Origin of the sequence: Nocardia sp. NPDC050412 (assembly GCF_044458825.1) — a bacterium.
Lineage (GTDB): Bacteria > Actinomycetota > Actinomycetes > Mycobacteriales > Mycobacteriaceae > Nocardia.
Genome location: NZ_JBITIJ010000014.1, coordinates 133438 through 153615, shown reverse-complemented (window position 1 = coordinate 153615; position 20178 = coordinate 133438). Strand labels below are relative to the sequence as shown.

Below are 20178 nucleotides of genomic sequence, written 5' to 3'. Positions count from 1 at the left end.
CCGAGCATTCAGCGGTCCGGTCAATGAACTCCTGCCAGGGCCGCGAGCATTATTTCGGTGACCACCTGCTGGGCTTGTGTAGCGGTGCCGGGGTGCGTGTAGTAGTCCACCCAGAGCAGGTCCGCACCGCGGCGGACTATGGCCGAACCGTATGCGGTGCCGTCCTTGCCCTCGTCGTTGTAGACAGCGCAGGCCGCGTCCCCGAGACCGCTCACACTGTGGAACTGCCCGGCGAGCGCGTTGTTCGCACAGGATGAGACGAGTGCGTCGGCGGCACGATCGACACCCGAGTCCCAGCCGACCTGGCCATAGCGCAGCAGCCGCACCCCCAAGAAACCATAGGTATCGGAGCCGATCGGACGGCTCTTGTCGGTGTAGTACTGGCAAGCCGCATCGGAACCCGACGAGTAGATCGCACTGGGCTCGGGCATGCCATCCGGTACCAAACGCTCGAAAAGGCTGGTACCGATCGCCGCGCACAAGTCGGGCGGGGCAGCTGCGGCCGGATGCGACTGCTCGTACATGGACCCGAGTTTCAGGTAGAGCGCGAAACCTCCGAACATGAGGACCACAGCAGCCAGTGGCAGCAGACAGCCCCACCGGCGCGACGGTGTGGACGGCATATCTCCCCTTCGGACTTTCGAGCGAGTCTAAGCGCTGCGCGCGCAATCACCGCCCTCGCCGAGTCGACGCCATTGGCGTTCGCCCGCGGCGGAAGGCCACGCGAAGACCACGCCGTGTTCGTAAACTCGACGCTCGAACGGGGATCGGCGCGAGGAGCGGGTAATGAAGATAGCGGTGCTCGGTACCGGGCAGGTTGGACGCAGGCTCGCGAGCAAGCTCGTCGAGCTCGGTCATTCGGTGACGCTCGGGTCCCGGACCGCCGATAATGCGGCGGCGACCGAGTGGGCGAACGAAACCGGGGGCGCGCACGGCACTTTCGCTGATGCCGTGGCCGAGGCGGAGTTGGTGATCAATGCGACGTCCGGCACCGTCTCGCTGGCCGCGCTCACTGCGGCGGGAGCTTCGAATCTGAGCGGGAAAGTGCTGGTGGATGTGTCGAACGCGCTGGATTTCTCCGATGGATTCCCGCCGAAATTGGCCACGCCCGAGGCGGGCAGCGTTGCCGAAGCGATCCAGCAGGCATTCCCGCAAGCGCGGGTGGTCAAGACCCTCAACACCATGAACAACCAGCTCATGGTGGACCCGTCTCGAATTCCGGGGCGCCACAACGTCTTTCTGAGCGGCGATGACGAGTCGGCCAAAGCCGAGGTGGCGACCCTGCTGAAATCCTTCGGCTGGTCCGATGAGCAGATCATCGACCTGGGCGGTGTGGTGACCGCGCGCAGCACCGAACCCCTTGTGCTGCTGTGGGTTCACCTCTACAACAAGTTCGGCACCGAGGACATCAACTACGCGGTGGTCACCGCCTGAGCGGATTACTTCGCCGAGCGGATGGCGCGCGAATATTCGGGGTTCAGCCGCACCCCGAGCTCTTCCAGGTCGAGCTCGCGACCCGATTCGCTGCGGACCTGCACCCGAACCGGCGCGCCACTGGCTTCCTCGACCAGCAGCAACGGGGCCGGTCCCGGCTGCAGGTACACATCGCCCCACTGCATGAGTGCGAGCACAACGGGCAGTAGATCGCGGCCCATATCCGTCAGTACGTACTCGTGGCGGGTCCGCTTGCCCTCCTCCTGATACGGGCGTTTGGCGAGCAGCCCCGCCTCGGTGAGCTTACGGAGCTGACCCGACGCCGCGGCATCGGTGATGCCGACCCGGGCGGCGAAACCGTCGAAGCGCGTGGTGCCGTAATACGCCTCGCGCAGGATCAGGATCGCCGAGCGGGTGCCGATGAGGTCCATCGCCTTCGCGATCGAGCATTCCGTGGGTTTCCACGCGCTCAGATCTGCCAACGGTCCTTCCATTACGGCTGCCATGACGAACATCATAGCGAAATCTGACTTGAGTTGACTATACCCAGGCGTTAACCTGACTATAAGTCAGTAGAGCCAGACATAAGAGCTCGGCTCGCGGTTCGAAAGGAACCACCATGAGAGACGCGGTGATTGTCGAAGCGGTACGCACGCCGATCGGCAAGGGGAAGCCGAACGGGGCACTGCACAACGTCAACGCGGTGGACCTGCTCGCCCACAGCCTGCGCGCGGTAGTCGACCGCAGCGGCATCGATCCGGCGCTCATCGACGATGTGATCGGCGGCATCGTCACCCAGATCGGCGAACAGGGTGCAAATATGACCCGGCGTGCCGCGCTGGCCGCGGGCTATCCGGAATCGGTTCCGGCGACGACGGTCGATCGCCAGTGCGGCAGCAGCCAGCAGGCCATTCATTTCGCCGCACAGGGTGTGATCGCCGGCGCCTACGACATCGTGGTCGCGGCGGGTGTCGAGTCCATGGGACGAATTCCCATGGGCGCGAACATGATCGGATCCGAGGACTTTTCCGGTGTCGGCTTCGCCGAGCGCTATCCGGAGGGACTGGTATCCCAGGGCATCAGCGCCGAACTGATCGCGGCCCGCTGGGGACTGACCCGCAGCCAGCTCGACGAATTCGCCCTCGGCAGCCACGAAAAGGCCGCGCTGGCAACGAAGAACGGCTCGTTCGCCAGCCAACTCGCTCCCATCGCCGGACTGGAAACCGATGAGGGCATCCGGGTCGGCAGCACCCTGGAAACCCTCGGCAAACTGCGTCCCGCCTACTTCGACGAGGCCATGGCCGCGCGCTTCCCGGAAATCGGCTGGCAGATCACCGCCGCGACCGCGAGCCAGGTCAGCGACGGCAGCGCCGCGGTGCTGATCATGACCAGCGAACGCGCCGAGGAGCTCGGGCTGAAGCCACTGGCCCGACTGCACAGCTTCGCGGTGGCCGGGGACGATCCGCTGCTCATGCTGACCGCCGTCATCCCGGCGACGCGAAAGGTATTGCAGCGCGCCGGACTTCAGCTGTCGGATATCGATCTTGTCGAGATCAACGAGGCATTTTCTCCGGTGGTGCTGGCCTGGGCGCACGACACCGGTGCGGATATGTCGAAGGTGAATGTGAACGGCGGCGCCATCGCCATCGGTCATCCGCTCGGCGCTTCCGGCGCACGCCTGATGACCACGCTGGTGCACGCAATGCAGGAGCGCGGCGCCCGATACGGTCTGCAAACCATGTGTGAAGCAGGCGGTTTGGCCAACGCAACCATTATCGAACGACTCTGAGTCACCGAGTGCCGCGGCACCGCTCCCGATCCGTGCCGCGGCGCTCAGACCGAAACCAGCACCACCGCGATCAGAAAGCCGACCAACCACGACTCGGCGATCAACGGCACCGCTACCAATGGCGTCCACGCAATGCGGCGTCGGTAGCGGATCTTCCCCACCATCCTCATGACCACCACAACTACCGAAAGCGCAATCCCAAGCCAGGCAACGCAATACGCGACGGGTAGGTAGCGCACACCCCCATCGGGATCGGCATCCCGTGCGAGAAATTCATACAGCGGCACAGCAGAGGCCACCACCCAGCCGAACCCGACCGCGAACACCGACCCGAGCACCGCCCGAATCGCATTCGCCAGCCGCAGCTCCCACTGACTCGACCCCATTCCCCCAGCATGCCCGGTAGATCGGTCTAATACATCCCAGCACCCACGGCACCGAGGCACCGAGGCACCGAGGCACCGAGGCACCGAGGCACCGAGGCACCGTACTTGGGCCTGAGTTCGCCGACGCGCACAGCAGCGATACTGGAGCGAAAACGGGATCCCGGGTACGTGACCCACCGAACTCATTGCGGCGGGCCACACCGTCCGCCTCGGCAGTAGGGGTACCGAACGCGGCCGACGAGGAACCGGCCGCGCGCGGACCGACTCCGCGCGCACGTGATCCACCGATTCCGACGGCCCCGCCAGTTACCGCGGGCGCACAGCGCGGGCGGGGACACCGCGCTCGATAGGCTGCAGAGTGATGACCGAAACCTTCGTCTACGCCATTCCGATGCGGACCCGGTTCCGCGGCATCACGGTGCGCGAGGGGATGTTGATCAGTGGACCGCTCGGCTGGGGCGAATTCTGTCCGTTTCCCGAGTACGACGATCGCGAGGCCGCTGGATGGCTGGCGACCGCGGTCGAGCAGGTGTCGGTTGGCTGGCCGGAGCCGGTGCGGGAGCGGATTCCGATCAATTGCACGGTTCCCGCGGTCGATCCGGAGCGGGCGCATGCGATCGTCGCCGGGTCCGGATGCCGCACGGCGAAGGTGAAGATTGCCGATCATCCTGATTCGCTGGGTGAGGATCTGGCGCGCGTCGAGGCGGTCCGGGATGCGCTGGGGCCGCAGGGCTCGGTTCGGGTGGATGCCAATGCGGTCTGGGACGTCGAGACGGCTGTCACGCACATAAAGCAGATCGACCGTGCCGCAGGTGGTTTGGAGTACGTCGAGCAACCGTGCCGCACCATCGAGGAGTTGGCCGCGGTGCGTCGCCGTGTCGATGTGCGAATCGCGGCCGACGAATCCATCCGCCGCGCTGAGGATCCCCTGCGTGTCGCAGTAGCGGGGGCCGCAGATATCGCGGTCCTCAAGTGCACCCCATTGGGCGGTGTGCGCCGTGCACTCCAGGTCGCCGAGGCCGCCGGACTGCCGTGCGTCGTCTCCTCCGCCCTGGAAACCAGCATCGGTCTGGCCGCCCAACTCGCCCTCGCCGCCGCCCTACCCGAACTCGAATTCGCCTGCGGCCTAGGCACTTTGTCACTTCTGGAAGGCGACCTCGTACACGATTCACTCCGTCCGGTCGACGGCTACCTGCCGGTCCCGAAGACTCCGCCCACACCGGACCCCGCCCTGCTGGAGCGCTACCGCCACCCTGACCCAGCACGAATACGCTGGTGGGAAGACCGCCTTACCCGGGTCCGCGCACTGACCCCGCCCGAGTGACCGTGTCGCGAAGGTAGTTGGCCACGGCAAGCAGTAAACCCTGTCGCACGCGGCATTCCCAGCAGATCGGCGTTGCGCAACCGTGTTCGCGCGAATTCGACGGCGCTGGACACCGGGGAGACGGGCGCACCACAGCCCGGCACCGCAAGTTCGTAAACCCCGAGCCTCGATCGAGCATCGCGACAGCCTCAGCTCAGGCGGACACCGCAGCCGAGCATGCTCGACCGCAAAACCAACCCGGCCTCGGGCCCGATAATGCCGTCGACGAGTTCGAGGTAGCGGCTACAGAACTCGGGTCCGTGCGGAGCAACCGAGCCGGCGGCGGGCTCGAGGTGATGGGCCAGTTCGTGCAGAATCACCAATTCGCGCAGGGCCCATGCGGTCGCACCGGTGTGCAGCGGAACAGCTAGCACCGCGTCAGCGGCCTCGTAGTGAGCGGCGGCGGTTCCGGCGCGAGAGCGGACCCGGATGGGTGTCGCGGCGCGGTCCCATTGCGCCCGAACCCAATTGAGGGTCAGCACCTTATCCGCATAGGCCTGCACCGATTCGACCGAGGCGAAGCGACGCTCGATCGGCAGCGTGAGGTGCGAACCGTAGAGCTCTACCGTGCGGACTCCGTTTTCATCCGCTCGATCGAATACACCCCGCACCAACTGCTCGGCGTCATACACCTTGGCGCGCTGGGTATCTCGCGCACTCACCGGGCCCAGCTCACCGTTCACACCCATGGTCGAGCCCGCTCACGCCGAGCCGGGCAATTCGCATGTCACGCAACGAATTCGCTCATTTCGACCCACCGGGCAATTGCCCACGCGCGGCACCGAGTTCGGGAGACGTCCCGAGCCGCGCCGCCTTTCCGGCCCGATCCCCCGCACGCCGGGCCGCAGCGGAATGCCCGGCCGACGCCTGTGGACCGCGCCAGGTCCCACGGGCATCGGAGGTCTTCTTATAAAAGTCCGTGAGCTCGATTTCCTTATTACGCAGGGCCAACGCCGTACCTGTCGCGACGGTTTCGGGCACTACCTCGGCCTCCACCTCCGCCTTGACCTCGGCCAAACGGCGACCGATCCGCGCGGCGAATGCCATCTGAAAGTTCAGCCGCGCGGTAACCGCCGCAACCGGCGCTTGCACGCGCTGCTGCACTCTTCGGCCCCAGCGTTTCTCCGTGACGATCTTCTCAACGGTGGCCGACCGATACTGCCCTGATTTGATGTACTGATCCGACGCACGCACCATCTGCACCAGCAGACTGGCGTATAGGGCTTCACAGGTATCGATATCGGAATCGAAGCCATACGCGTAGAGCTGCGTCGAAGTGCGCGCAACATCGCAGCGCACATCATTGGCCGAGGCGATCGCCACGAACAACTGCACGTAGGTGCGCAGCCCTTTCTTACCTGGTTCACCGATCGGAATCATCCGCTGCACCGGCGTCGGCCTGCGCTCACGTCCGGCGATATGCGCGCGGGCGACCGTCAAGTCGATCGAGGACCTGGTCGCCAACCGCTGGGCCGCGGCCAGAAACGCCTCGGCCTCGTGCTCGTTATCGGTCGATTCGGCTTGGCGCAGCAACCCACCGATCCGGGTGAGCATCCGGTCCGGAACCGCATTCGGCGAAGTCATCGACAGCCAGCCTAACCGCATCGCGAGTGACCACGACCGGGCTACGAGCGACTATGACATTGCAGCGGTAGCGTCCGCCCCGGCTGGACAGTGCCCCTGTTGCGGGCACAATCGCTGCGTCACATATAACAACCATGTATCTTGCCTTGTGCACCTGCAGGGTGTGCTGCTGCTCACGTCTCGACCTTGGAGTGTTCGCGATGGCTTTGAAAAAGGTGATGTCCCTACGTTCGTCGCTCGTACCACGAGCGGCGTTGGCGGCCGCCTCTGTTGCGCTGCTCACGGCGACGTTCACCAGTGCCTGCTCCGGCGATAACGGCGGCAATCCATCCAGCCAGAACCTGACCGGCCGCGGCCCGATCACCTACGTGGAGGGCAAGGACACCACCGAAACCGGCGCGGTCAAGCAGCTGATCGAGCGCTGGAACGCCTCGCACCCGGATGAGCAGGTCACCTTCAAAGAGCAGTCCAACGACGCCTCGCAGCAGTACGACGATCTGGTCGAGCACATGCGCTCCAAGCAGTCCACCTACGATGTGGTCGCCCTGGACGTGCCGTGGACCGCGGAATTCGCCGCGAAGGGCTGGATCCAGCCGCTGAAGGACACCTTCTCCATCGACACCTCGGCGCTGCTGTCCCCGACGGTCGCCAGCGCCACGTACAACAACACCCTCTACGCCGCGCCGCGAAACACCAACGGCGGCTTGCTGTTCTACCGCAAGGATCTGGTACCGAATCCGCCCAAGACCTGGAGCGAGATGTTGGCGCAGTGCCCGATCGCCAAGCAGAACAATATGGGTTGCTACGCGGGCCAGCTGGCACCGTACGAGGGCCTGACGGTGAACGCGGCCGAGGCCATCAACGCCTACGGCGGCACCTTCGTCGGTGCGGACGGCAAGACCCCGACCGTGAACACCCCGCAGGCGCGCGCCGGACTCGAGGTGCTCGTCGACGCCTACCGCAACGGCGATATCCCGAAGGAAGCCATCACCTTCAAGGAGCCGGAGAGCGCCAACGCCTTCAATACCGGCAAGCTGCTGTTCATGCGCAACTGGCCGTCCACCTTCGGTGACGCGGGCGCGGAATCCTCCGCGGTCAAGGACAAGTTCGCCGTCGCGCCGCTGCCCGGCGAGAACGGCGTCGGTGCCTCGACCCTCGGTGGCTACAACGCGGCAATCAGCGCGTTCTCCAAGAACAAGGCCACCGCGCTGGACTTCCTGCGCTACCTGATCAGCGAGGACGCCCAGCACATCGTCGCGGCCGGGGCGCTGCCCTCGGTGCGCGCGTCGATGTACGACGATCCGGCGCTGATCGCGAAGATGCCGTACCTGCCCGCGCTGAAGGATTCGATCGCCAACGCGGTGCCGCGTCCGGTCACCCCGTTCTACCCGGCGGTGTCGAAGGCCATCCAGGACAACGCTTATGCTGCGTTGAACGGAACCAAGTCCGTCGACGACGCGATCACCGGTATGCAAAAGGGCATCGAGACAGCCGGATCGTAGCGAGTACAAGAGCGGACCCGACCACCCCGTAGGAGAGAGAAACGGTGTCGGATCCTTCGGGAACGGCCACTCGCGTGTCGAGCGACGGCGATCAGCCGACAAAGCGCGGATTCGGTGGCACCTTGGTGTTGGAGTTGCGGCGTTCCGGTAAGGCGTGGTTGTTCGTCACGCCCGTACTGATCACCCTGGCGGTGGTCGTGGGCTATCCGGTCTTCCGCGCGTTGTACATGTCGTTCCAGAAGGATCCTGGACTCGCCCCCTCGACCGGCATGTTCGTCGAGGGCGGCAACGCGGGCTTCTCGAACTACACGCACTGGCTGCTGCAGCAGTGTCAGGCAGCCGGCGAAACCGTCTCCTGCCCGACCGGTAATCTCGGCTCGCAGTTCTGGCTGGCCATCGGCGTGACGCTGTTCTTCACGGTGATCACGGTGACGCTGGAGGCCACCCTCGGCCTCGGCATGGCCATGGTCATGGGCAAGACCTTCAAGGGCCGTGCCCTGCTGCGCGCGGCGGTGCTGGTGCCGTGGGCGATTCCGACCGCGGTCACCGCCCGGTTGTGGGAGTTCATGTTCCAGTACGACGGCGTGGTGAACCGGGTCTTCGGCACCCACATCCTGTGGACTTCGGAGGCCTGGCCCGCGCGGTTCGCGGTCATCGCCGCCGATGTCTGGAAGACCACGCCGTTCATGGCGTTGCTGCTGCTGGCCGGTCTGCAGGTGATTCCGGCCGATGTGTACGAGGCCGCGAAGGTCGACGGGGCCTCGGCCTGGCAGCGCTTCACCCAGATCACGCTGCCGCTGCTCAAGCCCGCGCTGCTGGTCGCGGTGCTGTTCCGCACCATGGACGGACTGCGCCTCTACGACCTGCCCGCGATCATGACGCTCGGCAACCCGTCCACCCGCCCCATTTCGGCGCTGGTGGTCGAACAGGTCCGCCAAGGTCCCAATAGCGCGGCGGCACTGTCGACGATCACCTTCCTGCTGATCTTCGCGGTGGCCTTCCTGCTGGTAAAGGTTTTGGGCGCCAATGCCGTTCGGACCCAGGAAGAACAGCGGGAGGCGCACTGATGACCACCGTGACCACGAAAAAGTCTGCGGCGCAGGCTCCTTGGACCAAGCGCCTGGGTTCGGTGCGGCTGTATTCGGGTGCGCTGATCGTGCTGGTGTGGGGTCTGGCCCCGTTCTACTGGATGGCCGTCACCGCATTCCGCGATCCGGTCTACACCTTCGACAACACCCCGTGGCCCACCCACGTCACCCTGGAGAACTTCCGCAACGCCTTCGATACCAGCCGCGGCAACGACTTCGGCAAGGCACTGCTCAACAGCGTCATCATCGGCGCGGTGACCACGGCGGTCGCGCTGGTGCTCGGCGTGCTCGCCGCCTACGCGCTGGCGCGGCTGACCTTCAAAGGCAAGTACCTGGTCTCCGGGCTCATCCTTTCGGCATCGATGTTCCCGGTGGTCGTGCTGGTCACCCCGCTGTTCCAGCTGTTCACCAACCTCGGCTGGATCGGTGAATACCAGGCGATGATCATTCCGAACATCTCGTTCGTGCTGCCGATGACCGTCTACATCCTGGCCTCGTTCTTCGCCGAACTGCCATGGGAACTCGAGGAGGCCGCCCGCATCGATGGCGCGACCAAGATGCAGGCCTTCCGGCTGGTCATGCTGCCGTTGGCGGCGCCAGCGGTATTCACCACGGCGATCCTGGCGTTCATCGCCTCGGTCAACGAATATCTGCTGGCCCGGCTGCTCTCCAGCGATAAGACCGAACCGGTGACCGTCGCGATCGCGCGCTTCTCCGGTAACAACCCGCTCGTGCAGCCGTACGCCGCGATTATGGCGGCGGGCACGATGGTCACGATTCCGCTGGTCATCATGGTGCTGCTGTTCCAGCGCCGCATCATCTCCGGTCTCACCGCGGGTGGTGTGAAGAGCTAGTACGCCTGCCGCATGGCTTGAATCCCGTTGCGGCGGTAATACTCGGTGTAGGATCTCGGGTCATTTCCGATCGTGTCCGTGCAGGTGAGTTTTACCGACGCTCCGGGAGGAGATGATCGTGAGCTCGTTCGGCAAGCGGCGACGCGGCGGCGGTCGTCGGGGCAAACCGGTGGCGGCACCCTATGCCTCCGTCGCGGGTTTCAGCGAACACAACACCGGCACGTCACCACGCAAGGACAAGCCCCGACCGCCCGGCGCTACGAAATCGCCCCGGCCACAACCGACACCCGCCAATCGACCACAGCGCACCCGAGGCGAACGCTTCCGACGGCTACTGCTGGCCCTGTTCATCATCTTCGTCGCGGTGCCGTCGCTGCTGTTCGTGCTGGTCTACTGGAGCGCCGAAATCCCGGACCCCGATTCGGTGCAGACCAATCAGATCGCCACCATCCTCGCCTCCGACGCGACCACGGTGATCGCGAAGGTCGTTCCGCCGGACGGCAATCGGATTCCGGTGCCCCTGTCGGATGTGCCGAAGCCGGTGCGCGATGCGGTGCTCTCGGCCGAGGATCGCAACTTCTATACCAATCCCGGCTACTCGGCCAGCGGATTCCTGCGGGCCGCCCGGGACAATATCCTCGGCGAAGAGGATGCTGGCGGCGGCTCCACCATCACTCAGCAGTATGTGAAGAATGCCTTCCTCGGCTCCGAACGCACCCTGACCAGGAAGATGCGCGAACTGATCATCGCATCCAAAATGGCGCGGCAATGGAGTAAGGACGACATCCTCGCCGCCTACCTCAACACCATCTACTACGGGCGCGGCGCGTACGGGATCTCGGCGGCCGCGAAGGCCTACTTCAACAAGCCGGTACCGGATTTGACGCTCGCCGAAGGCGCGGTGCTGGCCTCGGTCATCCGCACGCCGTCGATCCTGGACCCGGAGACCCATCTCACCGAGCTGAAGACGCGCTGGAAGTACGTGCTCAACGGCATGGTCGAGATGGATACGCTGGCACCCGGCAACCGTGATGCGACGGCATTCCCGCAGATCGTCCCGATCACCGAAATCCCGGACGTCAATGCGGCGCGCGGCCCGGAGGGCCTGATCCGCAGCCAGGTGCTGCGGGAACTGCGCGATGCCGGCGTCAGCGAGCGGGAACTCAAGACCGGGGCATTGCAGATCACCACCACCATCGACGCCAGGGCCCAGCAGTCCGCACGCGATGCGATACACGATCGACTCGACCCGCAGCCGCCGGAACTGCGTGGCGCGGTGGTTTCGATCGACCCGCGTTCCGGCGCGGTGCGCGCCTACTACGGCGGCGCCGACGGTATCGGCTTCGATTTCGCGCAGGCGCCATTGCAGACCGGCTCGGCATTCAAGGTCTTCGCGGTGATCGCGGCGCTGCAGCAGGACATTCCGCTCACCCGGATGCTCGACAGTTCACCGGTGACCGATCGCGGCACCAAAATCACCAATGTGGACGGCGAATCGTGTGGCAAATGCACCATGGCCGAGGCGCTGAAACGCTCGCTGAACACCAGCTTCTATCGACTCACGATGTCGATGTTCAACGGCCCCAAGGCAATTGCCGATGCTGCCCATGAGGCCGGAATCCCGGAAGAGATTCCGGGCGTGGCCGGTAAAGCTCTCACCGAGGACGGCGGGCCGCCGCTCAACGGAATCGTGTTGGGCCAGTATCTGGTTCGCCCCATCGATATGGCATCGGCCTATGCGACGATCGCCAATTCCGGTGTCTACCATCAGCCGTACTTCGTGCAGCGGGTGGTCACGGGCGACGGCCGCGTCCTGCTGGATCGCGGCGAACCCGCCCACCAGGTCGGCAAGCAACCCCCGCCCGGCCAGCAGCGCATTCCGCGCGGCATCGCCGACAGCACCGCCGAGGCGATGCTCCCGATCGCCGAATATTCCAACGGGCACAGCCTGTCCGGCGGTCGGCCCTCCGCCGCCAAGACCGGAACCACCCAACTCGGTGCGTCCAAAGAGAACAAGGACGCGTGGATGATCGGCTTCACCCCGTCGCTGTCCACGGCGGTGTGGGTCGGTACCGAACAATCCCAGCCGATCGAGACCGCGCGCGGCACCGACATCTACGGCTCCGGCCTGCCTGCCGACATCTGGAAGCAGGTGATGGACGGCGCACTCGACGGCACTCCGATCGAGCAGTTCCCGGCATCGGCAACACAAGGCAGTCAGCCGAGTACGAGCAAACCCTCCGGCGGCGGCTACGACATCCTCAACCCGCCGTCGAGCACTTCCACCGCACCGATGATCATCATCCCACCCGCCCCGGAGCCCCCGACGGAAGTCGAGATCTTCCCCGGACTGAGCATTCCGATGCCCCGCTGAATCATTGGCCGCGCGGGCGCGGCGTGTTCGCGGCCCCCCGGTGTCTCGCGTCCGAGCCGTCGAGACTCGCGACTGCGTCGCATGCGCTTCGGCGACTCGGCTGTGTTCAATAGCCGCACCTGCGGCGCGGACGCGGGACGGGCCGCTCGTAAGACTCGCTCCGCCGCGGTTACGCAGAGCTGCCAGCTCGCCTAGCTCGCTATGAATGTATGTCGACCGGAGCCATGGGAACGGATGACGTGGCAGCATCGTTTGCCAGAGTGAAGTGAGCACGGCGCGCCGGAACCAAACCAGGCCGACGCCGACGTCGTGAGATCGATGAGGAAGGATATGCGCTCGAGCGACGACACGCGGCGCGAGCGTCAAGCCCGGAAGTAGCTTCCGCGGCCACGGGGGCCCGGGAGCGCCGCCAATTGGAGACAGACTAGACATATAGGGGCACGCCGGTGGATTTCAATGTCGTTGAACGTCCCGAGACGCTCGTGGCGGGCACAGTGCTGCGCAGCCCGGCGCTCGCGGTCGAGGGACCGCGCCGCGCCAAGGTCGAGGAGGCGTGGAAACGCAATCTGGCCCGCAAGCTGCCCGGCCCGCCGACGACCGCGTATGTGGACCACGCGCCGGAGATCAACTCCTACCTCACGCATATCGTCGGCTACCGCTGCCACACCATCGGGGATCTGCTGCCGGGCGATGTGTTGGCGCGGGTGCCCGCGGGCCGGTTCGCCCGATTCACGCTCAGCGGCGACAATCTCGGCGACACCATCGTGACCATCTGGCGCGCGGTATGGGATGCCGAGGCCGGCGGCCGATTGGTGCGCGCCTATACCGGCGACGTGGAACATTATCCGGACGCGCGCACGGCTGAAGTATTCGTGGCGCTGGCAGACGAACCGGTCGACGGTTAGGAACAGCTGTGGACTTCGAAATTGTCACATTGGACGAAAGCCTGGTCGCCGGACTCACCGTCCCGCTGGCCGGACGCGAGGTGACCGCCCGCGACCTGGACCTGGTGAACTTCACCTGGGATCGGTATCTGGCGCGGGAGAAGAATGTGCCGCGGGTCGCGGCCTATATCGGCCAGAACGATCACGCCGTCGCGATCCTGGGCTACGAGATCGCCGAGATGGACGATATGGATGCCGGTGATGTGCTGACCCGCGTCCCAACTGGGCGCTACGCGAAATTCGTTGTCTCCGATAAGCCCTACGATCTGCTGCGCACCGCATGGGCGCAGGTCCGCAAGGCCGAAAGCGCGGGCACCATCACCCGCTCACACACCGCGGAAATCGAGCGCTACACGGGACCGACGTCCGTCGAGGTCTACGTCTCGCTGGACTGAGTTTTCAAGGTGTAGTGGACGACGTGACGGTCCAGCTCCACGAAGCGGCTCTCGAAGGGAAACAAGCTATCGTCCACTCGAGTGGACGTATACCCTTCGGGCTGCTGGGGCGTCACGTCCGGACCGCCTCGGATCCTGCTCGATTGTCGACGCTGCAGGCCTCATCCGTCGGCACGACTATGTAGCCGGCCCGATCGGTCGGTGGGCGCACGCTGCCCACTACTGCAACGGCCACCGACGCTTCACTGGACTCGGCTTTCCCACACTGCGACGGGGTGCGCCCACAAGTGCCCGGCGGCCGAACCCTCCCCCATCCGATTCTCGTCGCAATCGACATCGACCACATCGAGATCGAGACATGACCACTGAGTACGGCCATGAACCCAGCCCTCGGACGTTCCCACTCACAGCATCAGGTTTCGAGCGAATCGAGATCGAGGACCGTTTACGGCCACAGATGCGTCCGAGGTGATCGGCGCAACCCGTACGGGGCAAACCCGTGTCCGGCCTCGCGCTCCGGCGACGATCTTCCGGGCGAACTCGATACTCAACCGCGCCCGGATACCGCAAAGCCGGGCCGAAGAGTTCTCCGGCCCGGCTTACCTCGGATGAGGCGGGTGACTACTCAGCGCCGATGATGAACGCTTCCAGCTGCTGACGTGCGATGTCGTCGGCCAGCTGCTTCGGCGGGGACTTCATCAGGTAGGCCGAGGCTGGCAGGACGGGGCCGCCGATGCCGCGGTCCTTGGCGATCTTCGCCGCGCGCACCGCATCGATGATGATGCCGGCCGAGTTCGGCGAATCCCACACCTCGAGCTTGTACTCCAGGTTCAGCGGCACATCACCGAAGGCGCGGCCCTCGAGACGCACGTATGCCCACTTGCGGTCGTCGAGCCAGCCGACGTGATCGGACGGGCCGATGTGCACATCGTTGGCGCCCAGCTCCTTCTTGAGGTTGCTGGTGACGGCCTGGGTCTTGGAGATCTTCTTCGACTCCAGGCGCTCGCGCTCGAGCATGTTCTTGAAGTCCATATTGCCGCCGACGTTCAGCTGCATGGTGCGGTCGAGCTGCACGCCGCGGTCCTCGAACAGCTTGGCCATCACGCGGTGGGTGATGGTTGCGCCGACCTGGCTCTTGATGTCGTCACCGACGATGGGAACGCCTGCCTTGGTGAACTTTTCGGCCCACACCGGATCGGAGGCGATGAACACCGGCAGCGCGTTGACGAAGGCGACGCCGGCGTCGATGGCGCACTGGGCGTAGAACTTGTCCGCCTCTTCCGAGCCGACGGGCAGGTAGGAGACCAGGACGTCGACCTTGTTGTCCTTCAGCACCTTCACGACGTCGACCGGCTGCGCCTCGGACAGCTCGATGGTCTCGGCGTAGTACTTGCCGATACCGTCCAGCGTCGGACCGCGCTGCACGACAACGTCGCTGGGCGGCACGTCGGAGATCTTGATGGTGTTGTTCTCGCTGGCGAAGATCGCCTCGGCCAGGTCGAAGCCGACCTTCTTGGCGTCGACGTCGAACGCGGCGACGAATTTGACGTCGCGGACGTGGTACTTGCCGAACTTGACGTGCATCAAACCGGGCACGGTCGCGGTCTCGTCCGCGTCCTTGTAGTACTGCACGCCCTGGACCAGCGAGGAAGCGCAGTTACCAACGCCGACGATGGCGACGCGAACTTCGGTGGCAGTTTCAGCCTTCTTGTCTTCACTCATGGCCGATATTTCCCTCTTTCTGTGGTGCCGCCTTCGTCGATTGCTCCGCCGCAATCAACTCGTTGAGCCAGCGCACTTCGCGCTCGCTTGATTCCAGACCGAGCTGGTGGAGCTGGCGGGTGTAGCGATCCAGCGAGCCACTGGCCTTCTTGATCGCTTCCCGCAGACCCTCTCGGCGCTCCTCGACCTGCCGTCGCCTGCCTTCCAGAATCCGCATCCGCGCTTCCGCGGGGGTGCGGCTGAAAAACGCCAGGTGGACGCCGAAGCCGTCGTCGGTGTAGTTCTGCGGTCCGGTGTCGGCGAGCAGTTCGGTGAACCGCTCCCGCCCGGTCGCAGTCAGTTGATAGACCCGTCGCGCACGACGGGTGACGCCCGCGACGTTCTCCTCGGCGATCAGCCCATCGGTCTGCATGCGACGCAGCGTCGGATAGAGCGATCCGTAGGAGAAGGCCCGAAACGGCCCGAGCAATCCGGTCAGCCGCTTGCGCAGCTCGTATCCGTGCATGGGCGCTTCGAGGAGCAGCCCGAGGATTGCCAACTCGAGCATCGGGCTTCACCCCCTGACTGTCTATTCAGACCTAACCGATGGATGCGACTCCCCACTATATCGGACCGATATAAACGTGCATAGTCAACGCCGATACATAGAGCCGTCGACGCAGCTAGACATCGATTTGCCCCACCCCCGCCAGACCACCCGGCCACCAACGGCGCTCGCCTCGGGACGGTCACGCGCACCGATTCGCGCGCCGCGCTCGGTTTCGCCCGGCGATTTCGTGCGCGGCGTGACAAAAGGTGCGCGGGAGCGCATACCGCTAGCGAGGCGAGCTATCTGGATGCGGTGTTAGGGCGGATCGAAGTCGCCGGTGTGCACGGTAGTGGTGAAGGCGGACTATTCGGCTGGGGTGGAGGCCAGTGTCGGGGCGGTTGGGTTCTTGGAGTCACGAACGCCGACCATGCCACCGTTCAGGTGGGCGACCTCCACACATTCTTGGCCCCATGTCCCCCTGCTGTCCAAGCTCACGGTAGGAGGGCAGCATCGCGTGCCCTTTCAGGAGCCCTCCCACCACGGCTCCGTGTCCTCCACGGCGACGAACTCGAAAAAGTCCATGTTGCTGATCGCCAGGTTGCTCGCAAGCGATCCGACCATGCGGCAGGGAAGGACGGCGGGCTGCCCTGGGGTGTCGTACAGGTCGACAGCGGTCAGCGGTCGGTCAGGCTCAGCAAAGGTCTTGGAATCGGCGAGAACGACCAGCGTGGTGTACTCCTCGGTATGCGCCTTGGACGGCGGGACCAGCGCCGGGACCTGACCCGGCAGCAGACCCTCGAAGGCTCGGTCGTCGACGACCAACGCCGACAGCGGATAGTGCTCCACGTCGATCTCGTCCAGGTCCAGGTCTGCGCCGACCCAGCCATCCTCGTCGACCCCGCCCAACTCGTCGAGCAGGACGTGCCAGCTCTCCTCGTCGTCGAAGAAGGTACGGACCAGCAGTACGTCAGCGGTGGAGGGCAGTGCCGGGAAGGACCGGTGCCGCAGCGCCGTCGGCGCGGGGAAGGCCGGACGGCCGCCGTCCCCCTGGTACATGCCGCACACGTCCATGTCGCGCACCAGGTGGTCGAACGTGAGTGCGCCGCCCAGCAGGTCGGCCAGGATCTCACCGAGTCGGGCCGACGGAACCCGGACACCGCGCCCGGGTATCGCCGCCAGATCCACCAGCAACGGCCCGTCCCCGCCGTACACCACCGGAATGTCCGCCAAGACGGCAACCGGCGGCACTGGGCCACCTTCCACGAGAAGCGCCGGGACATTTCCGCCGTGCATGAAGTCCCACCCGCAGTCCTCGATCGATCGCAGCCGCACTCCGCCGCCCCCGACGACGAGCACATCGCCTTCCCGGCGGCCCCCGATCTCGTCAAGTAGCCCGCCCCACAGTGCCGTGCCGTCCTCGTAGCAGGTACAGACCAACAACACTTCACCGGGCTCCGGCTGGGGAAGCCTAGGAAAGGACATGACTCTCCTCCGAAAGACTGCGGCCGTCGCCTCGTCGTAATTGGTCCTGGCCGTGGGGCTGCGTCCTGCAGGACATCCCGGTCAGCCGCGACTCGTAGATGACGTGCCCGGACTCGGTAGCCGACCGATTACGCACCGCCGCAAGCGAGCCGACCTCTCGACATCATCGGCAACACGTCGAAAGCTGACCTGCACAGCAGCGACAGTAGCCGACCCTCGAGATCGGGGTGCTTTCGATACCACCACGCTCGCCAACTCGAATCCCCCTGCTGCGCAAAGTAACTGGCGAAGATCATCACCCAACCAATCAGCAAGAGGAAGCGGAATCTCAAAAACATGGCGGATCCGCCATGTCACCGCGATCCATTCTGAGATGCCGCCATAGCGCGTCGTCGCCATCAACGCCTCACTTCTCGAAAGGCACCGCGCGCGCGACCGCGCCCGCTGGAGTCAGCAGTAGATATCCGGACTCGTTGAACTTGTTGCCCGCGTAAATGGTTACGTACGGGCCGTTCTTCGGTATGCCGAAACTGTTGTACGCACCGGCATCGTTGATCTCGACATCCATATGCGTGACAAAGCCGTTGGCCACCCGCAGGGTGCTCGGCGCGCTCGCGAGCGCATCACTGATCGCGGCGACATTCAGCTGCGCGAGATCAACGGCGGCTTTATCGGCCTTGCGGCTGGTCACGCTGCTCGACTGCTGGAAGCCGCCGCGGTAGTCGTAGCCGATCAACCGATTCGGCTCGCCCGGCACCGCACGCGACACGATGGCGTATTCCGGATACAACGTCAGGTGATCGATCTTCAGATCGCCGAATTTGTCGCGGTATTTCCCCAGGAACAGCGTGAGCCCTTCTGGGGTAAGCAGATTCGGCGTCGCGATCACGCTCGGTTGCACCGATCCCAGATCCACGACAACCGGTGCTGCAGCAGGGGCGGGTTCGGTATCCGATACACCGCTGGTCAGTACGAAGGCGGCGACCGCGGCACAGACAGCGCCGGCCCCGACCGCAATCCGATACCAGCGCCGACGATTCGATCGAGGCGGCTGCGGTGGCGGCGCGGCGCCGCTGGGTCGTTGCAGATCGTCGACCAATTGCGCCAGTTCGCCAAGGGTTTTCGCCTCGCCGGCCAGTTCGGTGAGGGCCTGATGCTCATCCTCGCTCAGCTGACCGTCGCCGCGCGCATTGTCGATCAGTTGGCGGGTGGTGTCACGATCGACATCGCGTGCCCGGGTGTGATCGGGATAACGTCCACCGGTTCCGGCTCGACGCAACAGGTTTCGGGGAGGCGGCGATTCGCTCGACACCAGATCAGCTACGGCGGACGGTACTTGCAGATCACCGACGAGGCGTTCGAGCTCACCGACCGTCCTCGCGGTCTCGGCCTGCGCGATACGGTCGCGATATTCATCGGCGCCGAGCTGCCCTTCCGCATAGGCCGCATCCAGCACACTGGACGCGTTGGCACGGTCGAGGTCACGCGCGCGCATACGTCCGGATGCTGCCGTTGACCGCCCGGATGTGGCGGGGGACACGGGAGAATCGTAATCCGCCGATGCCGGTAACGCCCCAGTTCAACAATGAATACCGGTCGGTCGATCCCACACAGCCCAGCGCGGCCCGCGCCCGGCCCCGCTACTCTGGTTCTCGTGCGAATTCAGCGACAGGTGGTCGACTACGCTCTCAAGCGTCGGTCGCTGCTCGCTGACGTCTATGCGGGCCGTGTCGATGTCGGCGAGGTTTGTGATGCCAATCCCTACCTCTTACGTGCGGCGAAGTTCCACGGTCGGGGGAGCGAGGTGACATGCCCGATCTGCCGGAAAGAGCAGTTGACGCTCGTATCCTGGGTCTACGGCGACGGCCTCGGCCCGATGGCGGGATCGGCTCGCACACCAGAGGAATTGATACGCCTCGCCGAGACTCGCGAGGAGTTCTCGGTCCATGTCGTCGAGGTATGCCGGAGCTGCAGCTGGAATCATCTGGTGCAGTCCTATGTGCTCGGTACCGCTCCGTCGCCGACGCGGCGGCGCACGGGCACCAGGGCCAACCGGCGCACCGCAGCCGAATGATGTGCCAGGTCATCTGCCCGTCGGGTGACACGCGGAGCCTCGACGCGTCCGCCGCGGCGATAATCGCCGCACCGCGCCCCGCAGACCGTTACGAGTTATGGAGATCTTGTCAGTGAATTCGCCCTACGAGACTTCCCCCTACGGCGATGAACCGCACGGCGGCCGGACTCAGCGAAGTTCACCACAGCCTCCGAACCCGTATCCCGGGCAGCGACCGGCTGGTCCCCCACCCGGTCGGCCGGGTCCCGGTGGTCCGCGGCCCCCGCAGGGCGGGTATCCCGGTGAACCGCCGCGCGGTCCGCAGCCGCCGCCGCGTCGACCGGTTCCGCCGCCGCAGGGCCGTCCGCCGCAAGGGCGACCGCTACCCGATAACGCCCCGCCCGGCGCGCAGTCCACGCAGAAGATCGAACGCCCGAATCGGCAGCCCGGTTCGCTGACCGACGCCGTCGCCGAACGCAACCGCCGCACGGCCCCGCCCACCGGTCCCCGACCGGCCAGCCCGCGGCCCGGTCAGGATCGCCCCGGCCAGGATCGGCCCGGGGCCCGGCGCCCCAACGGCTCCGGCCCCACCACCGGCGAGCGCCGCGCGACCGCGGGCGCGCCGCCCTCAGGGCCGCCGCCGCGCCGCAATGGCGGTAACGGTGGTTCGGGCGGACCG

The 20178-nt window shown here is 65.4% G+C and carries 20 protein-coding genes; 10 read left to right on the top strand and 10 right to left on the bottom strand.

Annotation, left to right across the window (positions count from 1 at the left end; all coding sequences use genetic code 11):
- Positions 1–20 precede the first annotated feature (20 nt).
- A complete protein-coding gene (locus ACIBI6_RS32475) occupies positions 21–623 on the bottom strand; it encodes a hypothetical protein (RefSeq protein ID WP_364348682.1) in 603 nt (200 codons plus the stop codon).
- Positions 624–786: 163 nt separating this feature from the next.
- On the opposite strand from ACIBI6_RS32475, the gene ACIBI6_RS32470 reads away from it, so the two are divergent.
- Complete coding sequence (locus ACIBI6_RS32470) at positions 787–1434, top strand: NAD(P)-binding domain-containing protein (protein WP_364348685.1); 648 nt, start codon at positions 787–789, stop codon at positions 1432–1434.
- 5 nt (positions 1435–1439) lie between these two features.
- Here ACIBI6_RS32470 and ACIBI6_RS32465 read toward each other — a convergent pair whose 3' ends face one another.
- Positions 1440–1952, bottom strand: a complete 513-nt coding sequence (locus tag ACIBI6_RS32465) for a helix-turn-helix domain-containing protein (protein ID WP_364348688.1) — start codon at positions 1950–1952, stop codon at positions 1440–1442.
- A gap of 101 nt (positions 1953–2053) precedes the next feature.
- On the opposite strand from ACIBI6_RS32465, the gene ACIBI6_RS32460 reads away from it, so the two are divergent.
- Complete coding sequence (locus ACIBI6_RS32460) at positions 2054–3223, top strand: acetyl-CoA C-acyltransferase (protein WP_364348691.1); 1170 nt, start codon at positions 2054–2056, stop codon at positions 3221–3223.
- Between the two features lie 44 nt (positions 3224–3267).
- On the opposite strand, the gene ACIBI6_RS32455 is transcribed toward ACIBI6_RS32460, so the two are convergent.
- Positions 3268–3609, bottom strand: a complete 342-nt coding sequence (locus ACIBI6_RS32455) for a hypothetical protein (protein WP_364348694.1) — start codon at positions 3607–3609, stop codon at positions 3268–3270.
- A 361-nt stretch (positions 3610–3970) separates the two neighbouring features.
- Here ACIBI6_RS32455 and ACIBI6_RS32450 point away from each other — a divergent pair, with 361 nt between their 5' ends.
- The gene (locus ACIBI6_RS32450; RefSeq protein WP_396958799.1) at positions 3971–4933 is read left to right on the top strand and encodes an o-succinylbenzoate synthase; all 963 of its coding nucleotides are present in this window, start codon (positions 3971–3973) and stop codon (positions 4931–4933) included.
- Positions 4934–5121: 188 nt separating this feature from the next.
- On the opposite strand, the gene ACIBI6_RS32445 is transcribed toward ACIBI6_RS32450, so the two are convergent.
- Together ACIBI6_RS32445 and ACIBI6_RS32440 are read right to left on the bottom strand one after the other, a co-directional pair.
- The gene (locus ACIBI6_RS32445; protein ID WP_396958798.1) at positions 5122–5634 is read right to left on the bottom strand and encodes a TIGR04338 family metallohydrolase; all 513 of its coding nucleotides are present in this window, start codon (positions 5632–5634) and stop codon (positions 5122–5124) included.
- An 82-nt stretch (positions 5635–5716) separates the two neighbouring features.
- The gene (locus ACIBI6_RS32440; protein ID WP_364348703.1) at positions 5717–6556 is read right to left on the bottom strand and encodes a DUF2786 domain-containing protein; all 840 of its coding nucleotides are present in this window, start codon (positions 6554–6556) and stop codon (positions 5717–5719) included.
- Positions 6557–6756: 200 nt separating this feature from the next.
- Between ACIBI6_RS32440 and ACIBI6_RS32435 the strand changes: the two genes are divergently transcribed.
- The 6 genes from ACIBI6_RS32435 (at position 6757) to ACIBI6_RS32410 (ending at position 13713) form a co-directional block, all read left to right on the top strand.
- A complete protein-coding gene (locus ACIBI6_RS32435) occupies positions 6757–8058 on the top strand; it encodes an ABC transporter substrate-binding protein (RefSeq protein WP_364348706.1) in 1302 nt (433 codons plus the stop codon).
- 44 nt (positions 8059–8102) lie between these two features.
- The gene (locus ACIBI6_RS32430; protein ID WP_396958797.1) at positions 8103–9125 is read left to right on the top strand and encodes a carbohydrate ABC transporter permease; all 1023 of its coding nucleotides are present in this window, start codon (positions 8103–8105) and stop codon (positions 9123–9125) included.
- Entirely contained in the window at positions 9125–10000 is an 876-nt protein-coding gene (locus ACIBI6_RS32425; RefSeq protein WP_364348709.1) for a carbohydrate ABC transporter permease, read from the top strand. Before ACIBI6_RS32430 ends, ACIBI6_RS32425 begins: the two co-directional genes overlap by 1 nt.
- Before the next feature lie 112 nt (positions 10001–10112).
- On the top strand, positions 10113–12374 hold the full coding sequence (locus ACIBI6_RS32420) for a transglycosylase domain-containing protein (RefSeq protein WP_396958796.1): 2262 nt from the start codon (positions 10113–10115) through the stop codon (positions 12372–12374).
- Positions 12375–12820: 446 nt separating this feature from the next.
- On the top strand, positions 12821–13279 hold the full coding sequence (locus ACIBI6_RS32415; RefSeq protein WP_364348714.1) for an effector binding domain-containing protein: 459 nt from the start codon (positions 12821–12823) through the stop codon (positions 13277–13279).
- A gap of 8 nt (positions 13280–13287) precedes the next feature.
- Positions 13288–13713, top strand: a complete 426-nt coding sequence (locus ACIBI6_RS32410) for a GyrI-like domain-containing protein (protein WP_364348717.1) — start codon at positions 13288–13290, stop codon at positions 13711–13713.
- Between the two features lie 621 nt (positions 13714–14334).
- Here ACIBI6_RS32410 and ACIBI6_RS32405 read toward each other — a convergent pair.
- The 5 genes from ACIBI6_RS32405 to ACIBI6_RS32385 form a co-directional block, all read right to left on the bottom strand.
- Positions 14335–15435, bottom strand: coding sequence for an inositol-3-phosphate synthase (locus tag ACIBI6_RS32405; RefSeq protein WP_364348720.1), 1101 nt, complete (start codon positions 15433–15435; stop codon positions 14335–14337).
- The gene (locus tag ACIBI6_RS32400; protein ID WP_327094951.1) at positions 15428–15982 is read right to left on the bottom strand and encodes a PadR family transcriptional regulator; all 555 of its coding nucleotides are present in this window, start codon (positions 15980–15982) and stop codon (positions 15428–15430) included. Before ACIBI6_RS32400 ends, ACIBI6_RS32405 begins: the two co-directional genes overlap by 8 nt.
- A 345-nt stretch (positions 15983–16327) precedes the next feature.
- Complete coding sequence (locus tag ACIBI6_RS32395; protein WP_396958825.1) at positions 16328–16420, bottom strand: DUF397 domain-containing protein; 93 nt, start codon at positions 16418–16420, stop codon at positions 16328–16330.
- Positions 16421–16486: 66 nt separating this feature from the next.
- Positions 16487–17446 (bottom strand): DUF6924 domain-containing protein, encoded by a 960-nt coding sequence (locus tag ACIBI6_RS32390; protein WP_364348728.1) that lies wholly within the window; start codon positions 17444–17446, stop codon positions 16487–16489.
- Between the two features lie 406 nt (positions 17447–17852).
- Positions 17853–18941 carry a DUF1707 domain-containing protein gene (locus ACIBI6_RS32385; protein WP_396958795.1) on the bottom strand — a complete coding sequence of 363 codons (1089 nt, stop codon included), beginning with the start codon at positions 18939–18941 and terminating at the stop codon, positions 17853–17855.
- A gap of 159 nt (positions 18942–19100) precedes the next feature.
- On the opposite strand from ACIBI6_RS32385, the gene ACIBI6_RS32380 reads away from it, so the two are divergent.
- Entirely contained in the window at positions 19101–19520 is a 420-nt protein-coding gene (locus ACIBI6_RS32380) for a DUF5318 domain-containing protein (RefSeq protein WP_364348740.1), read from the top strand.
- The last annotated feature ends 658 nt before the right edge of the window (positions 19521–20178 follow it).

What these genes read in the sequence shown, in the direction of transcription:
- ACIBI6_RS32475 (WP_364348682.1), bottom strand. Translation starts at nt 623, where the DNA reads ATGCCGTCCACACCGTCGCGCCGGTGGGGCTGTCTGCTGCCACTGGCT.
- ACIBI6_RS32400 (WP_327094951.1), bottom strand. Translation starts at nt 15,982, where the DNA reads ATGCTCGAGTTGGCAATCCTCGGGCTGCTCCTCGAAGCGCCCATGCAC.
- ACIBI6_RS32470 (WP_364348685.1), top strand. Translation starts at nt 787, where the DNA reads ATGAAGATAGCGGTGCTCGGTACCGGGCAGGTTGGACGCAGGCTCGCG.
- ACIBI6_RS32440 (WP_364348703.1), bottom strand. Translation starts at nt 6,556, where the DNA reads ATGACTTCGCCGAATGCGGTTCCGGACCGGATGCTCACCCGGATCGGT.
- ACIBI6_RS32450 (WP_396958799.1), top strand. Translation starts at nt 3,971, where the DNA reads ATGACCGAAACCTTCGTCTACGCCATTCCGATGCGGACCCGGTTCCGC.
- ACIBI6_RS32425 (WP_364348709.1), top strand. Translation starts at nt 9,125, where the DNA reads ATGACCACCGTGACCACGAAAAAGTCTGCGGCGCAGGCTCCTTGGACC.
- ACIBI6_RS32385 (WP_396958795.1), bottom strand. Translation starts at nt 18,941, where the DNA reads ATGCGCGCGCGTGACCTCGACCGTGCCAACGCGTCCAGTGTGCTGGAT.
- ACIBI6_RS32455 (WP_364348694.1), bottom strand. Translation starts at nt 3,609, where the DNA reads ATGGGGTCGAGTCAGTGGGAGCTGCGGCTGGCGAATGCGATTCGGGCG.
- ACIBI6_RS32420 (WP_396958796.1), top strand. Translation starts at nt 10,113, where the DNA reads ATGATCGTGAGCTCGTTCGGCAAGCGGCGACGCGGCGGCGGTCGTCGG.
- ACIBI6_RS32460 (WP_364348691.1), top strand. Translation starts at nt 2,054, where the DNA reads ATGAGAGACGCGGTGATTGTCGAAGCGGTACGCACGCCGATCGGCAAG.
- ACIBI6_RS32435 (WP_364348706.1), top strand. Translation starts at nt 6,757, where the DNA reads ATGGCTTTGAAAAAGGTGATGTCCCTACGTTCGTCGCTCGTACCACGA.
- ACIBI6_RS32465 (WP_364348688.1), bottom strand. Translation starts at nt 1,952, where the DNA reads ATGATGTTCGTCATGGCAGCCGTAATGGAAGGACCGTTGGCAGATCTG.
- ACIBI6_RS32390 (WP_364348728.1), bottom strand. Translation starts at nt 17,446, where the DNA reads ATGTCCTTTCCTAGGCTTCCCCAGCCGGAGCCCGGTGAAGTGTTGTTG.
- ACIBI6_RS32405 (WP_364348720.1), bottom strand. Translation starts at nt 15,435, where the DNA reads ATGAGTGAAGACAAGAAGGCTGAAACTGCCACCGAAGTTCGCGTCGCC.